The following is a 15167-nucleotide window of genomic DNA, read 5'->3' on the forward strand; positions in this document are numbered from 1 at the left end:
GGTGTGCGTCCTGCTGTTACAGGCCCAGTGCCTTGGCCTTGAGCGCGTCGTAATCGCTCTGGGTGATCAAGCCCAGATCGAGCATTTCCTTGGCCTTCTTCAGCTTGGCGACCGGATCGTCGGCAGCCGGGGTGGCCGGCTGCTGCATGCCGCCAACACCGAACATGCCCGAGGCCATGCCGACACCGACCAGACCCGCCGCACCGCCGTTCTCGCCGGCCGACTGGATGCCCTGGGCGACGCTGGCCTGCAGGTTGGAATTGCCGCGCGAACCGGACAGCGCGTCGGCGCGCTGCACGGTCTTCAGCAGTTCGCGGGTGTTGGCGTCGTACTCGATCGAAACGATGGCGGTCTTGACAATGGCCAGGCCGCGGTCGGACTTCCACTGGTAAGCCTGCTCGACGGCGGCCGACAGGCTCTGCGCGAAGCCCAGCGAGTCCTGCTGGAGCTTGGTGATGCGGTTGCCCTTGCCCGGATCGTTGGTATACAGGCTGAAGGCCGGGGCCAGCGAGCCGACCACTTCATTGAACAGCTGGCTGGCGGCGGCGTTGTCCAGATCCGTGAAGTCGAACACCTGGCCCGGCCGCAGATAGCTGGCCGGCACGAAGTTCTTCACGAACAGGATCGGGTCGACGATCTTCAGCGTGTACGAGCCGCGGGTGACCGCGCCGACCTGGGTATTGAGGAAACCATCGTCCCAGTAGATTTCCGACTGGGTGCCGAAGCGGTTGTCCGGCAGTTCCTTCAGCGAGACGAAATACGCGGCCTGCTGCGAGCCCGGCTGGCCGCCGAACTTGAAGCGTTCCCAGCTCTGCTTGATGAAGGTGCTGACCAGGCCGTCGCCGGCGAAGATCGACTGCGAGTTCAGATCGTCCGAACGCCACTCATAGCCACCCGGTTCGGCGACGAACGCAGTGATCGCACCGTCCTGGAACAGCAGCAGGCCGTAGCCTTCCGGCACGATGATCTTCGAGCCGTTGGTGATGATGTTGGACGAGCCGCTGGTGTTGGAACCGCGGCCGGCGTTGGTGCCCTGCGGCACCGCCGCGAAGAGGGCGGCCGTGGACGGCAGGCCCGCCGGCACGGTGTAGAAGTCCTTCCACTGGTCGGCCAGCACACCGCCCACCGCACCCTTCACCGCCTGTACCAGACCCATGACCAACTCCCTGTGATTCGAGGGCAGGCACCATGCCTGCCGAGCTGGACTGAATATAGCAGCGGGCAGGGACTGCTGTGGTGCCGGAAGATGAATCCGCGCCGTGCCCATGCCCTGCGCAGCGCCGGGCCGGGCGCTGTCGCTACAACATGTACGGGATCTTGAAGGCGAGAGTGAAGTCCGGCGCGTCCGGGGTCAGCCCGATGCCCAGCAGCGTCACCAGCGTTGTGTGCTGGTTCAACGCGTAGGTCACGCCGAGGTTCAGTGACGCCGCATTGGCGTCACTGCCGATCACCTTCATCCATTTGCCGCCCTGGAAGCGGGTGGAGGCGCGGGCGCTGATGCGGTCACTGAAGGACAGGCTCAGGCTGGTCCGCTCGTTGAACGCAAAGGCCACGCCTGCGCCGAAGTACACCGAGCCGCCCAGCTTCACGTCGCCCGGATTGACCGTGTCGGGATTGCTGTCGATGTCGCTGAAGCCGCGCGGGATGGAGTGCACGTAACCGATGTTGGCAAACAGGATGGCCGGGTCGGCGGTCTTCACCATCGACAGGCCAAGGTTGGCCTGCCATACACCATTGCCGGTGGGTTGCTCGCGTGGCACGGCGAAGCGGATGTAGTCATCGTCATCGCGCTCGATCACCTTCCAGTCCAGGCCGTAGGGTGCGCGCCCGGTGGGGGCGGTGACACCGGCCGTGAGCACGGTCTCCGGGCGCCAGCCGCGTTCGCCGAACAGCCGGTAGTTCGCGCTCAGGCCAATGTCGCCCAAGCCGTTGCCGTTGGTCTGCTCCTGCGCGATGGCGGCCGCTGCACCGCCGGCGCCGCCTTTCTGGTACACGGTGCGCCGCGCCAGATAAGGCACATCCAGATTGAGCGTCAGGTTCGGGCTGACGCCCCAGCGGGCCGCCACGTTGTAGGTCAGTGAGTCGGACTCCACGTTCTCGATGGCGATGTTGCCGAGGAAGATGGCATCCAACGCGAGGAAGCCGTTGAGGGTGAGCTGCTTGCGGTCGTAACGGGCGTAGGTGAGGCTGTTCTCGATGGTGAAGCGACGGGAGAACAGGGCCGATTGCTGCTGCTTCACGTCGTCCACGCTGCGCCGCGACTCCTGCCTGGCCTGCTGGGCCTCGGCAGCGGTACTGGCGTAACCTTCGCTGCCCGGCGACGTCTGTGGAGTCGAGCCATGCTCGACTGCCGTGCCCGTGCCCGTGCCGGTTGCCGCCGCCGTTGCCGGCCCAGTGGCGCCCGTACGCCCGCTCAACCGCGCCTGCATGGCCTGCACCTGCATGTCCAGCTCGCGCAACCGCCGCACTTCCTGCGCGTAGTTGGCCTTCAGCTGTTCCAGCTGGTTGGCCAGGGCCTGCACGTCGGGGCCGTCGTCAGGCGTCGGCGGTGCAGCAAGGGCGGTGCCCGCCAGCGCCGCCAGCGCCAACGGGGTGATCCTCATCAAGGTGTGCATGTCCGTGTCCTGCGTTGTGGAACGCTTCCCCCAACGCCGTGCCGTGGTGCTACCGGCCCGGCCCCATGCCGCGGTTCATCGCAATCGCCTGGGCCACGTTCTGGCTCAACGGCAGGTTGCCGCCCGCGGTATCCCGCACCAGTTCCAGCCGCAGCTGGTTGCTGGCGATCTGGCCGTCACCGGCCAGGGCGATGCCCTGGCCGACGCTGCCGTTGCGTATCCATTGCTGGACCAGGCCCTGGCCATCCACCTGCAGCTGCAGGCGTGCCTGGTTGCCCTCCAGCACTGCGGAGGCCGAGACGCCTGCGCCCTGTGCACTGAGCGAATGGACACCGTCACCCGACAGGGCCGGCACCGCGCCGTTGCGTACCACCAGCGTGGTCGCATTGCGGGCGGCGTTGCCATCGCCGGCCACCTGCACGCTCTGCACCAGACCGCTGGCGTTTGCCAGGCCGCTGCTGTCGATGTGGCGACCCTGCGTGTCCGGCAGCGGAGCATCTGCGGCGGTCACGTGCACGCTGGGCTGGAAGCTCAGTTTCGGGCTGCCGCCACCGCGGAAGTCCATGCCCAAGGTCAACGCACCCTGCAGCACGCTTCCGTTGCTGGCCTGCCACTGCGAGACCATCGTGACCCCGAACCAGGCGACGGTATTGCCGCCCACGGTGTAGCGGCCACGCATCAGGTTCAGTTCGGGATCCGGAATCTCCTTCAGGCCGCGCCCGGGCGCGGCGTCCGCCGCCTGCAGGGGCAGGGTGGGGCAGGCCAGCAGCAGGACCATCAACAGACGGTGGCGGAACATGGCGGAACCTCCTTCAGAACAGGTCGGCGTGGCTGAAGCCGAAGTCGACCAGTTCGGCATCGGTGATCGGCCCCTGTCGCGCGTAGAGCGCGCGGGCACTGGGCCGTTCGCTGGGTTGCAGCAGGACCGTGTTGCGATCGAAATCACTGCCGATCACCACGAAGACCGCACGTGATGGCCAGGCCGCCAAGAATTCGGGCAGTGCCAGGCTGCGGTTGCCCAGGATCGGATCAGCCACTTCGACGACTCCCTGGCGGACCTGCTTGAGCACCACGAAGTGGCGGAAGCCGCGCACATCCATCAGCACCAGTCCTGGCACGCGCAGGGTGCGCAGTCGTGTCTCGTCGATGCGGTAGCCCCGGCCACGCATGCCCAGCGATTCCACGTAGCGCTTGATGTCGAGCAGGGAGAAGCCGCGCTCTGCCACCAGTGCTGGATCGGAGACCCCCATCATTCCTTCGATCACCGTCGCTTCGTCGGTCTGCAGGTGATAGGCATGGCGCAGGATGGTCGCCAGTGCGGCTGCCCCGCAGCTGTAATCGGTGTGCTGGCGTACCACGCTGCGGTAGCGCCGCTCCTGCATGCTCTCCACCTTCTGCTGCAGCAGCGCGCCATTGGGCAGTACGCCACTGAAGCGCACGTCGCCCGCCCACGCAGAAACAGTGGCCAGCAGCAACAGGCAGGAGAGCAGGCTCATCGAAAGACGGCAACGGATCATCACGTTCTCCGGCAGCAGGGGGGAGCCCCTGTCCCAAGGGGGAGGAGGAACAGGGGCTCCCGGGAACCCGGCCATTGGCGGACGGCCGGGGTGTTGCGCTTACTCGCCGCTGCCACCACCACCGCCGGTGCTGGGCTGGGCCACTGCCAGGGCAAGGCTGTTGGCCTGCAGGTTGCCGGTGCCGGAAGCCACGTTCACGCCGATGTTGCCGGAGGCACCGGAGAAGGCGCTGCCCGACAATGCCGAGGTGTTCGTGGCGTTGACGTTCACCCAGCGCGTGGTGCTGACCGTGCCGCTGAGGCTGGCATACAGGTCGGCCACGCCCAGTTCGACGAACTGGCTGGTGCCACTCTCACGCGTATCGAAGCCCAGGCCGCCTACCCCCGGCCGGTTCGGGTTCATCGTGGCGTTCTGGATCTGGTTGTCCAGGTCGATGTGGCCGGTGCTGTTGCCACCCGGGTGCGGCAGCTCGCCATTCCAGGTGTCCAGGTAGTAATTGGCCATCTGGTAGGCGTTGCCCGTGCCGCGGTAGGTGCCTGCGCCATAGGCCAGGGTCAGGCCGCTGACGCCGCCATGCATGCCGACCTGCACGGTATCGGTGTAGGACTGCACGAAGCCGGCGTTGCTGACCGTGTTGCCGGTGGAGACCTGGTTGGAGCTGATGCTCGACTGCGCCACCGCCGTGGTCGCTACCGAGGCCGCGAGCGCGTTCTTCTGCTCGTTGTTGTTGCCAGAGGCGATGTTCACGCCGATGTTGCCGGACGCGCCGCCGAAGGCGTTGCCGCCCAGGCCTGCGGCGTTGGTGACGCCGGAGTTCATGGTGGCATTGCCGAAGCCAGCCTGGTTGACGAACACCTCGGCGTCGGCCATGCCGAAGCTGAAGGACGCATCGGCCGCGGACAGCGACGCAGCATTGTCCTGGGCATTGTTGTCGCCCGATACCACGTTGAAGCCGAGATTGCCCGATGCGCCGGCACCCACGCTGCCACCGATGGACGCACTGTTGGTGACCAGGCTGTTGCTGGTGGCGTTGTTGCTGATCGACTGGCGGTTGTCGATCACGGCAATGGCCGCAGAGTCGAGGTCGATGTCGCCGGTGATGTTCGGGTCGCCGGAGAAATTGATGTCGGTGCTCAGCCGCAGGTCCTTCTCCAGGTTCACGTCGACGCCGTGGTTGTTCTTTTCCTTGCGCTCGTCGGCCTGGATGTTGCTGTGCTTCTGCACATTGACGTTGACGGTGCGGTTGCGCACGTCGTTGTCGGTGTGGTTGTGCGTGTCGTTGCGGGTTTCGCTGACGGTGTGGTTGTGGTTGATGTTCGCGTTGGCGTTCTGGTTGTCCCAGCCATTGGCCGCAGCGGCGGTCGAGGCAGTGGCAATCGCCATGGCGAGCATGGTCTGTTTGACGGTCGCTTTCATGGTGCCCTCTCTCTCATCAGGTGGTGCATCGGTTGGGTGGTTGTCACGGGCGGTCCTGCACGACCAGGCCCAGTACGTTGGCCGTGTCATTGCCGTTGCCCGCGATCTGATTGAGTTGCAGGACCCCGTCGAATCCCCGCAGTGCGGTGCTGGCTACACCGGTGCTGCGGGTGCCCGTCGCGACGCCGCGACCGGTGTCGTCCCGCCCCCCTGCCAACGCGGAACCTTCGGCGGCCAAGGCCGTATCGTCGGTTTCGCGTATGCCCTGTCGGGCCAGCGTCGCACTGACGACGTTGCGCGTCGTGTTGGCGATGCCGCTGGCCTGGTTGATGGATGCGATGCCACTGGCACCGGCCAGTACGTCACCGCCAACGAATGCAGTGGCCTGCAGCGGCCCGGACAGCACGCGGTTGCCCTGCTGCAGTTGCCGCGTGTTGATTGCCACGTCGGCGCGATCGCCCTTGGCGATACCCCGCAGGTTGGCCTGCACGTTTAGGTCGCCGGCGGCCTGGTTCACGGCGATGGCGCCATTCGCCCCGGCCAGTGCGTGGCCGTCGATGCGGGCCACGTCGAGATAGGCGAGCATGCCGCTGTAGTCATCGGCCCGCGTCGCCCAGGGTGCAGCAGCGAGCAGCAGAAGCAACCCGTGCAGGGCCTTCATTTTCCACCTGCCGGGGCCGTGCCCTGCAGGGGGAACTGGGCCAGTGCGCCGCGCATGGTATCGGCGATACCGCGGGTGCTGCTGCCGACCGCACCGAGCGGACCGCTCATGGCGCCCCCCAGGTTGCTGCCGACCATGCCATCACCACCGCGGCCAAGCGTCCCGCCCAGGGCCTGCTGGGTGACGCGTTCAACGGTGGTTCCACCCGGCGCCGCGGTGGACGCTGCCTGGCCGGCACCCATGCCGGCATAGTCCTCATCGCTCAACTCGTCCATGCCGGTTTTCGTGCCGCCGGCGCCCAATGCGGTGGCGAGCTCGCGCTCTGGCTTCGGGTCGGCAATCAGCGCCATGCCCGGCGGTGCCATGCGATAGGCCGGCCGCGCCGAGACGTCCCTCAGCAGGACGATTTCGCCCGGTTGTGCCTTCACGCCCTGGCGGGCGCCCGATGCGGAGGCGTCGGCGCCAACCGACAGCAGGGCTATTGCCAGCGCTGCGGCCAGGCCGCGAATCAGGGTGGTGCCGTCCATGCCGATCTCCCGCGATGGGTGCGGCGGAACCACGCATCAACCGTGCCAACTTCTAATTGCCCACCCGCCAACGTTGGGACCATGTGGTACCTGACCGGGCTGCTGCCACGCTGTTACAGGCACGTCGCGGAATTGTTGGGATTTCGAAGCCCCAGGCACCGCAGGGCAAGGGCGGCGGGCGACTGTCGCATCGGTGTTACAGGTGGCGTCGCCGTCTGCAACGGTGCCGCTTCAGCCTCGAATTCCTTGACGCACTGCTCATTGCGTCGCCGTTTAGGGAAGCGCTAGGATCCGCCCAACAAAGGCCGCCCAGGCGGCCGTAGAGGTCCCGGCGGGAGGGCGGCACGCCGGTGATTTGCCTGACAGTCCGCCGACGGTGTCCGGATGCTGGGGGAAGCATGGCAGCGGTCCCGGAGGCTTCTACGTCACGTTGCGTGCTCTGGTTTGGCGAGCCGTTGGCGAACGAACGCAGTGCGCTGGCGGCAGCGGGCTGGTATGTGCGCAGCATCCATCCCGATCCCGCCATGGCGATTGGCCTGCGTGGGCGCGATCGATTGCTCGCCGTACTCGATCTGCGCCATTTGGATTCAATGGCATTGCAGCTGCTCACCTCCTGGATGGAGCAGCATCTGCATCTACCCTGGTTGGCGGTGCTTCCACCCGGTGCAGGTGTTGTACCTCCGGTGTGGTTGCCGCTGCTGGCGCGCTGCCAGGGGAGGTTCACCCTGCCATTCGGGCTGCAGGAGCTGGTCTGCGCGATGCGCCAGCAGTTCGATGCGGATGATCCTTCGATCGATGAGGCCTGCGGTGGGCAGGGACCACGTGCCCTGATTGGAGAAAGTCCTGCGCTGCATGCGGTGCGCACGGTGCTGCACAAGTTTGCGCCGGTGGAGCTTCCGGTGCTGGTCACCGGTGAAACCGGTACAGGCAAGGAGCTGGCCGCACACGCGCTGCATGCGCTGTCGGGGCGCGCCGGCAGGCCTTTCATTGCGGTTAACTGCGGTGCGATTCCCGCCAACCTGGTGCAGTCGGAGCTGTTCGGCCACGAACGTGGCTCGTTCACCGGTGCCGACAAGCGGCAGATCGGTGTGTTCGAATCGGCGCACGGCGGAACGGTGTTTCTTGATGAAGTGGGCGATCTGCCGGCGGAAGCACAGACCAGTCTGCTGCGCGTGCTGCAGGAGGGAACCTTCGAGCGCGTGGGCAGCAGCCAGTCGCTGCGCGCAGACGTGCGTGTACTTGCCGCGACCCACGTCGAACTGGAACACGCGGTGGCGCAGGGGCGGTTCCGCAGCGATCTCTATTACCGTCTGAACGTGCTGCGCCTGCTGATGCCACCGCTGCGTGAGCGCGGTGCCGACGTGCAGCTGTTGGCCGAGCACTTCCTGCGCTGCTTCCGGCTGCGCCACAGCGTGCGCGCACGTGGTTTCTCGCCAGTGGCGCTGCAGGCGATGCGGCGCTTCGACTGGCCCGGCAACGTACGCGAACTGCTGAACCGTGTGCAGCGTGCAGCGATCATGGCCGAAGGCGAGCTGATCAGCGAGCGTGACCTGGAACTGGGCGCATCGGCGGCGGCCCTGCCCGCGGCGATGCTGCACGATGCACGGGGGCAGGCCGAGCGCGATGTGCTGCTGCAGACCCTGCGCCAGACCGGCTACAACGTCTCCGAGTGCGCGCGGCAGATGCAGATATCGCGGGTGACGGTGTATCGCCTGTGCCGCAAGCACCGGTTGGAGCTGCCTGCGCAGCGCTGATCAACCGGCCAGGTGCTTGAACAGGCGCAACGGCTTGCCCGCGACGCGCTCGATCACGCCCTTGGCTTCCAGGTCCAGCTGCACGGCCTTCAACCACCAACCGGCGGTGGCACCTGCCGGGAACAGGGCGGCGGGAAGATGTGGCAGCAGTGCCTGTTTTGCCTGCGCAATGGTCAGGCCGGGCGGTTGCGCAGGCAGGGCCCGCAGCAAGGCATGGCGCATGGCGAGATACTTGGCACGATCCACGCGATGGATGTGCCCGGGCGTGGTGATGCTCTCGATCTCGATCCGCTCGGGCTCAGACATGGGTATCTCCCGCGACTTCGATGCGTGGGCTGCGGAAGCCCATGGCGACCCACGCCTTCATCAACCGGGCATAGAACCGCAGCGACCGGGTCCCCAGGTTCGGCACATCGTCGGGAAGGACAGACGCATCAGGAAGATCACTGACCATCGTCCGCATTTCCACGGCGGGTCTTGCCGATGCCGGCCACAACAGGCCATACAGGCTCAGCCAATGGCCGCCGCTGAACTCCAGGAAGAGTGGTGTATTGCAGCATCCCGCCACGACGCGGCGGCTGCCGCCCCTGCTGGACAACCGCAACGCGCGCAGCATGGCATGCCCGGCATCGATGCTGACGCGATCCTTGCGGTGCATTACGAAGAGCGTCTGGCCGTGCGGGCCCAGTACGGCCGGTGCCCGGGGCATTGACTGCAGCATGGCGCCGGCCCTGCGGCAGCTGTCGCAGCAGCATTCGACGGTGGCGATAGGACTGCCGGTGGCGGTCAGGCGCACCTGGCCGCAGGCGCAGGCAAGGGATTGATGGGAGGCCATCTGCGTTTTCTCCTGGGGTTTCATCCTCTTGACGAACCGGGGCGCCGAATATCGACAACATCCGACTTCAAGGGCGCTGCATGCGGTAGCGGACGCGATACAGGTCCAACCCTGCACCGTCCGCGCGCCGCGCCGAATAGGTCAAGGTGTCGGGTTGAGAGCCATCCAGCATCGCGCCGTAGCTGTCGCCGGAGGCTTCGTTCATGGGCGAGGGCAATGCATGGCCCGCGTCATAGCGGCCTCCACGCTCGTAAGCAATGAACTGGCGCACCGGTGCACTGCCGAAGTCCAGAGCGCGGGCAAACACCAGCGTCCGGCCGTCGCCCAGGAAGGTGGCATCGAACTCCTGCGCTGCGGTATTGAGGTCTCCCGGCAGCGGCCGTGCCGGCTGCGCCCTGCCACGGACCATCGCTGCGACGTAGAGGTCATGGCCACCCGCACCGCCTGCGCGATCGCTGGAGAACAGCAGCGTGGCTGCGTCCGGCGAGAGCATCGGCGCGAATTCATCGGCCGCGCTGTTCACTGCCGGGCCAAGATTGACCGGGTCCCCGAATCGACCGTCGCTTCCCATGCTGACCCGATACAGATCGTCGCCGCCCTGGCCGCCTGCACGATCCGAACAGAAATACACCACGCGGCCATCGGCGGAAAAGGCGGGATCGAAGTCGCGCCCCGGCGTGTTGAACGGCACCGGCATCGCCGGCCGCCAGCGCTGCCCATCGTTGCGCGAGATCCAGATGTCATACCCACCCGGACCGCCGGGCCGGTTGCGGCTGAACCACAGTGCGGTTTTTCCGTCCGGGCTCAAGGTCAGTCGAATCTCGTCGTACTGCGTGGATGCAACGTCCGGGGCAAAGCGTTCGGCCGGGCCGACGATCTGCAGCACCCTTGATGGAGACGCGGCAGGCGACGCAGCAACCAGCAGCATCACGGCCAGCAGCGCCTTCATGCCTGTCGCTCGAAGTCGCTGACCCAGTTGGTTTCCCAGCTGCGCCCACCATCGGCCGAGGCCGCCTGTTCCCAGCGCGCCGAACGCGGGGTGATGCGTGACCAGATCACCCGCGTCTGGATTGATCGACCGTCGTGCTGGTCTTCGCCGAAGAAGCGGCCGACACCGGCCTGGAAACCACCGCGCAGTGGCGCGCCGATCCGGGTCGGCTCCCGGCCATCCAGCCACCAGCTCAGCCAGTGCTGCTCCGCCGCATTCCAGGCGCGGATGCCCATGCCGCGCAGCGGCGCTCCAGGCATGTCCATCAGGTTGTCACCCACGTTGCCGAATCCTCCCAGGACCGGCCAGTTGTGCAGGGTGCCGTTGAACGCGTCCCACGCATCGCTGCCTGCCAACCGAGCGCGCAGGCGACGATGGCGCACATTCCAATGGCCCACCAGGAAATCAAAATCGCCCGGTGCATCCGGCAGCTTCGGAAGCGAAGAGGGGAGCGCAGCAGTGCGGCGGAACCAGTTGCGCCAGTTCACTTCCCAGTGCGCACCGGCATCGTCGGAGAACGCCTGTTCCCACCACGGCTCCTCGCCGTGGATGTCATGCCAACGGAACCAGACCTCGATGGGGCGCCCGTCGATCCGGTCGGTGCCGCGGAAGCTGCCGGCATCGCCCTTGAACGCGCCGCGCACAGGGGCTTCGATATGGGCCGGGTTGCGGCCATCGATCCACCAGATCGACCACGTGGAAGACACCGGATCGAATGCACGCACGCCCAGGCCCCTGTAGGCGCCCGAAGGCAGCGCCATGACGTTGTCATCGATGGTGCCGAGTCCTCCCAGGGTGAGCCAGACCGCGCTGGAACCGGTGAAGGACTCCCAACGGGTATCGCCGACCAGGCGCTCCTTCAGGCGTCGGTGCCGGACCTGCCAGTTGCCCTGCAACCATTTCCAGTCTTCGCTGTGGCTGGGCAGGGCCCACCCGGAGGGCAGGGCAGTGGACGCCGCCGCGGCGGCCAGGGTGGCCAGGAACTCCCGTCGATCCATGTGCGTGATCCCTTGTCGAAAGTGCCTCCATCGTTGCGGACAGGAGGGGGATTGACCACGCAGATATCGGGGCTCAGGCTAAGTCACACTTATGGTCACCCAACGCCAGCTGCCATCGCTTGCCGCCATCCGTGCCTTCGAGGCGGCGGCGCGGCTGGGCAGCTTCGCGCGTGCCGCCGAGGAGCTAGACACCAGCGCGGCATCGGTGAGCTACCACGTGCGGCGGCTGGAGGCCCAGACCGGCACCTGCCTGTTCCTGCGCCACGCACAGCACGTGGAACTGACGGTGACGGGTGCCAGCGTCGCGCAGGAGGCCACCCGCGCATTCGATGCACTGCGCGCCAGCTTCATGCGCGCCGCTGAGATGGATGCGGCGCGACTGCGCCTGTCCGTGCTGCCGACGCTGGGCACCAGTTGGCTGACGCCGCGGCTGGGCACGTTCCGCGCCCGCCACCGCCAGTTCGTGCTGGAACTGGACCTGTCGGCAGCGCCGCAGGATCTGGCCGCCGGTCACTTCGATGCTGCCATCCGCAACGGGTATGGTGAGTGGCCTGGGCTGCAGGCCACGCCGTTGTTCCCCAGCATTTTTGCCCCGTTGTGCGCGCCAGCGCTGCTGCCGGCGGCGCGTGGGCTGGGCAGCGCCGCGCTGGAGATTCCCCTGCTCGGGCGACCGGACTGGTGGGCCCTGTGGTTTGCCGCGCACGGGCACATTCCACCGCCGGCACCGGAGAGCTTCGTCACGCCCTTTGCCGTCGAGCATCTGGATGTCGGCGCCGCGATCGCCGGGCAAGGCATCGCCATGGGTTCGCCGATCCTGTTCCAGGCGGAGCTGGACAGCGGGCGGCTGGTGCAGGCGCATCCGGGTGTGGCCGGTGACGGCCGCAGCTTCTGGTTCGTGGCACCTACGGCGCGAAATGGCAGTGCCAAGGTCATTGCATTGCGTGACTGGCTGGTCGAGCAGGCCGCTGAGGCGCGGCATGCGGCACGCCACTATCTGGCCCAGGCGGTGGTGCCATGAACCAGAGCCCCGAACTGCTGCGGCGCCTGCTGCGTGCCAAGGACCGGATGGACCGCGCCAGCCATGAGGAATGGCCGGTCGCGCGCCTGGCCGAGGTCAGTGCGGTGTCGCCGGCGCACTTCGCCCGCTCGTTCAAGCAGGCCTTCGGGCTGCCACCGCACCGCTATCTCCTCAGCCGGCGCATTGAACGGGCCGTGGCGATGTTGCGTGACACCGACCTGCCGGTCACCGAAATCGCCGCGCAGACCGGGTGGAGCAGCCTGGGCACCTTTGGCCGCATCTTCCGTGACATCACCGGCGACAGCCCGGGCAATGTGCGTGAGCGTGAGCGTGCAGGCCAGGCGGCGTCGGCCTGCGTGCCGGAATGCCACGTACGTGCCGCGCAGCGACCGGACCTGAAGAGCGCAGTTTTGGAGAAGCGCCGCCACGAGGCGGTTGCTAACGTGGACCCCACCTGAGGGAGGTCCCATGACCAACACTGTGAACACGGTCGGCCTGTATGTGCGCGACCAGGATGAGGCGCTGGCGTTCTACGTCGGCAAGCTCGGCTTCGAAGTGCATACCGACGTACGCAATGGCAGCTACCGATGGCTGACCGTACGCAGCCCGGGCCAGGACGGTTTCCAGCTGGGCCTGTTCGTGCCAGGCCCGCCCACCCACGATGCCGCTACCGCGCTTTCGCTGCAGCAGCTGGTGGCCAAAGGCGCAATGCCGCCCCTGGTGCTGGCCGTGGATGACTGCCAGGCGTGCTACACGCAATGGCTGGCACAGGGCGTGGAATTCACCCAGGAGCCGATCGAGCGCTATGGCGCGATCGACGCTGGATTCCGCGATCCATCAGGCAATGGCTGGAAGATGATTGAAGCCCGTTCCGAGGCGAGGCGCCGGCAATGAGCCGCGGTGGCTGGGCACGGCCCGTGCATCGTTGGACCTCGATCGTATTCACCCTGGCGGTGATCGCCAACTTCGTGGCGCGCGGGCTCGGGCAGGGCCAGCCTGCGGCGTGGATCACCTATTCGCCGCTGCCGCCGCTGTTCCTGCAACTGTTCACCGGCCTGTACCTGTTCGCGCTGCACTACGCCGGAAAGCGCCGCAGCGCCGCACTGGGCACTGCGGGCTGAGCAGGGTCAGGCGACGGCGTCCACCGCGTAGGCGGCAAGCAGGCCCGGCAGCTGGTCCATGCGCTGGAAAATTACCTTTGCACCGGCAGCGCGCAGGGCTTCGGGCGTACTGTGGTGCGGGCCACCCTCACTGAAGCCGAACACGGTGGCGCCTGCGGCAACGCCCGCAGTGGCGCCGGTGACGGTGTCCTCGATCACTGCACAGCGCGTCGGGTCGACGCCCAGCGCTGCAGCTGCAGCCAGGTACACGTCCGGGTGCGGCTTGGTGCGCGGCATGTCCTGGCCACTGAACACATGGGGGCCGAAGGCATCGAGGATGCCGACTTTGCCCAGCTGCAGCTTCACCTTGAGCAGATCGGCGCCGGAGGCGCAGGCGATCCGGCCGCCGGTGGCCGCAGCGATCGCACGCACGGCCTCGGGCGCCCCCTGGATCGCTTCAAGGTCACGTTCCAGTGCCCGGTTGCGCTGCTGGCGGAATTCTTCAAGCCATTCCTCGGTGAACGGCTTGCCGGTGCGCTCTGCGATCAGGCCAGCCAGATGGGCCACGGACTGGCCGAGGAAGACTTCACCCGCCTGCGCAGGGGTCAGCGGCCAGCCGCGTGCGGTCAGCATTTCCGAGAGAACGCGGGCGACCAGTGGCTCGGAATCGACGAGTACGCCGTCGCAGTCGAACAGCACGGCATCGAAGGGGAAACGGGACATCTACAGCTCCAGGGGGCAATGCGGTGGTGCAATTGCCCGCCATTTTCCCACAGCCATCCTTGCGTGGCACCCGGTCCGGGTGCCCCCATTCCCGGCAGGCCGGTCAGCCCAGGTCACAACCCGCCGGCTGCGGCCAGGTGCTGGCCGGCAGCATGTTCTTCAGCGAGGCCGGTGCGTTGATCGCGACGTAGCTCGCACCCAGCAGCTCCTCCAGATCGGCGATGGTCACCAGGTAGCTGTCGAGGCTGCCGAGATTGGCTTCGTTGGGAATGATCCAGCTGATCGCCTTGGCCGTGCCGGTGTTCGGGTCACGGGTGATGATGGTCTTCCAGAAGAACTCCGGTGTCGGGATGCCGTGGCTGGAAAGGAAGTAGTCGTTGGAGGCGTCGCCGTAGACCACGCCGCCATAGACATCCACTGGCGCGATGTCTCGGTAGCACTCGGCCACGTTCTCTGCCTTCACCCAGATGCCCTGGTTGAAGCTGGACACCTGCGGAACGATGTTGGTCATGTAGTTGGCGCGGCGGATGTAGGTCGCGTTGTAGTCCATGTGATTGGACGTGACCAGATGGCCACGGTCATAGCCGGACTTGATGCTGGCGTAGGAGGCGGTGCTGGTCTGGCCGAGGCAGCCTGCCGGCAGGTCCGGATCCTTGTAGAAGCTGGACGGGCGCGCGGCCGAGCCGGTGTCGGCGGTGAGCGTGTACTCGTAGCGGGTGGCGCTGTGGATGCTGCAGTCGTAGGTGAGCACGAAGCCGCCCTTGTTGAGGGTGACGACCTGGGCCTGGGCAGCGCCAGCGAAGGCACTGAGGACGAATGCGAAGAAGAGGCTTGCAAGGCGCATTGCGGTTCTCCAGCAGAAGTTCAGGGCGCAGCCGTCCGCCACGACCGCGCCGAGGCGAAGTCATGGGGGACGTTGCGGAGACGGGTGCTACGGATTGCGGTGAGACGTGGCCGCGATGACAGGCCCGTGGAGGCCGTGCGGTGCCGTAAGCGTCACAAGCTGTCGTCTTTC

General features: G+C 66.8%; 18 protein-coding genes. 5 read left to right on the top strand and 13 right to left on the bottom strand.

The features are described 5' to 3' along the window. Window positions 1–16: 16 nt before the first annotated feature. The 7 genes from R1H25_RS03650 to R1H25_RS03680 all read right to left on the bottom strand — a co-directional run bounded on the left by R1H25_RS03650 (window position 17) and on the right by R1H25_RS03680 (window position 6736). The gene (locus tag R1H25_RS03650) at window positions 17–1156 is read right to left on the bottom strand and encodes an SPFH domain-containing protein (protein ID WP_057499423.1); all 1140 of its coding nucleotides are present in this window, start codon (window positions 1154–1156) and stop codon (window positions 17–19) included. A gap of 142 nt (window positions 1157–1298) precedes the next feature. Further along, complete coding sequence (locus R1H25_RS03655; RefSeq protein WP_317222746.1) at window positions 1299–2615, bottom strand: transporter; 1317 nt, start codon at window positions 2613–2615, stop codon at window positions 1299–1301. Between the two features lie 49 nt (window positions 2616–2664). Further along, a complete protein-coding gene (locus R1H25_RS03660) occupies window positions 2665–3414 on the bottom strand; it encodes a hypothetical protein (RefSeq protein ID WP_317222747.1) in 750 nt (249 codons plus the stop codon). Window positions 3415–3427: 13 nt separating this feature from the next. Continuing rightward, window positions 3428–4132 carry a C39 family peptidase gene (locus tag R1H25_RS03665; RefSeq protein WP_317222748.1) on the bottom strand — a complete coding sequence of 235 codons (705 nt, stop codon included), beginning with the start codon at window positions 4130–4132 and terminating at the stop codon, window positions 3428–3430. A gap of 99 nt (window positions 4133–4231) precedes the next feature. Beyond that, entirely contained in the window at window positions 4232–5548 is a 1317-nt protein-coding gene (locus R1H25_RS03670) for an adhesin (RefSeq protein ID WP_317222749.1), read from the bottom strand. A gap of 43 nt (window positions 5549–5591) precedes the next feature. After that, window positions 5592–6209 (bottom strand): hypothetical protein, encoded by a 618-nt coding sequence (locus R1H25_RS03675; protein ID WP_317222750.1) that lies wholly within the window; start codon window positions 6207–6209, stop codon window positions 5592–5594. Further along, window positions 6206–6736, bottom strand: a complete 531-nt coding sequence (locus R1H25_RS03680) for a hypothetical protein (protein WP_317222751.1) — start codon at window positions 6734–6736, stop codon at window positions 6206–6208. Before R1H25_RS03680 ends, R1H25_RS03675 begins: the two co-directional genes overlap by 4 nt. A 398-nt stretch (window positions 6737–7134) precedes the next feature. Here R1H25_RS03680 and R1H25_RS03685 point away from each other — a divergent pair, with 398 nt between their 5' ends. Continuing rightward, window positions 7135–8490, top strand: a complete 1356-nt coding sequence (locus tag R1H25_RS03685) for a sigma-54 dependent transcriptional regulator (protein ID WP_317222752.1) — start codon at window positions 7135–7137, stop codon at window positions 8488–8490. Here R1H25_RS03685 and R1H25_RS03690 read toward each other — a convergent pair whose 3' ends face one another. From R1H25_RS03690 to R1H25_RS03705, 4 genes are all read right to left on the bottom strand, one after another. Beyond that, the gene (locus R1H25_RS03690) at window positions 8491–8796 is read right to left on the bottom strand and encodes a hypothetical protein (protein WP_317222753.1); all 306 of its coding nucleotides are present in this window, start codon (window positions 8794–8796) and stop codon (window positions 8491–8493) included. Continuing rightward, window positions 8789–9325 carry a hypothetical protein gene (locus R1H25_RS03695; protein WP_317222902.1) on the bottom strand — a complete coding sequence of 179 codons (537 nt, stop codon included), beginning with the start codon at window positions 9323–9325 and terminating at the stop codon, window positions 8789–8791. The genes R1H25_RS03690 and R1H25_RS03695 overlap by 8 nt, the downstream gene beginning before the upstream one ends. A 67-nt stretch (window positions 9326–9392) precedes the next feature. Next, window positions 9393–10274, bottom strand: a complete 882-nt coding sequence (locus tag R1H25_RS03700) for a hypothetical protein (protein ID WP_317222754.1) — start codon at window positions 10272–10274, stop codon at window positions 9393–9395. Beyond that, window positions 10271–11311, bottom strand: coding sequence for a hypothetical protein (locus R1H25_RS03705; protein ID WP_317222755.1), 1041 nt, complete (start codon window positions 11309–11311; stop codon window positions 10271–10273). The genes R1H25_RS03700 and R1H25_RS03705 overlap by 4 nt, the downstream gene beginning before the upstream one ends. 91 nt (window positions 11312–11402) lie before the next feature. On the opposite strand from R1H25_RS03705, the gene R1H25_RS03710 reads away from it, so the two are divergent. Genes R1H25_RS03710 through R1H25_RS03725 form a run of 4 tightly spaced genes read left to right on the top strand, consistent with a single transcriptional unit; the run spans window position 11403 to window position 13450 of the window. Then, entirely contained in the window at window positions 11403–12329 is a 927-nt protein-coding gene (locus R1H25_RS03710) for a LysR substrate-binding domain-containing protein (RefSeq protein WP_317222756.1), read from the top strand. Continuing rightward, entirely contained in the window at window positions 12326–12787 is a 462-nt protein-coding gene (locus R1H25_RS03715) for an AraC family transcriptional regulator (protein WP_317222757.1), read from the top strand. Before R1H25_RS03710 ends, R1H25_RS03715 begins: the two co-directional genes overlap by 4 nt. Before the next feature lie 10 nt (window positions 12788–12797). Then, the gene (locus tag R1H25_RS03720; RefSeq protein WP_317222758.1) at window positions 12798–13223 is read left to right on the top strand and encodes a VOC family protein; all 426 of its coding nucleotides are present in this window, start codon (window positions 12798–12800) and stop codon (window positions 13221–13223) included. Then, on the top strand, window positions 13220–13450 hold the full coding sequence (locus tag R1H25_RS03725; protein ID WP_088479267.1) for a hypothetical protein: 231 nt from the start codon (window positions 13220–13222) through the stop codon (window positions 13448–13450). Before R1H25_RS03720 ends, R1H25_RS03725 begins: the two co-directional genes overlap by 4 nt. A 6-nt stretch (window positions 13451–13456) precedes the next feature. Here R1H25_RS03725 and R1H25_RS03730 read toward each other — a convergent pair whose 3' ends face one another. Together R1H25_RS03730 and R1H25_RS03735 are read right to left on the bottom strand one after the other, a co-directional pair. Next, window positions 13457–14152: an HAD family phosphatase gene (locus R1H25_RS03730; RefSeq protein WP_057499408.1), complete on the bottom strand. Its 696-nt coding sequence runs from the start codon at window positions 14150–14152 to the stop codon at window positions 13457–13459. Between the two features lie 103 nt (window positions 14153–14255). Then, a complete protein-coding gene (locus R1H25_RS03735) occupies window positions 14256–14996 on the bottom strand; it encodes a DNA/RNA non-specific endonuclease (protein WP_019337401.1) in 741 nt (246 codons plus the stop codon). Between the last annotated feature and the right edge of the window lie 171 nt (window positions 14997–15167).

The sequence above is a fragment of the Stenotrophomonas veracruzanensis genome (assembly GCF_032911525.1).
Lineage (GTDB): Bacteria > Pseudomonadota > Gammaproteobacteria > Xanthomonadales > Xanthomonadaceae > Stenotrophomonas > Stenotrophomonas africana.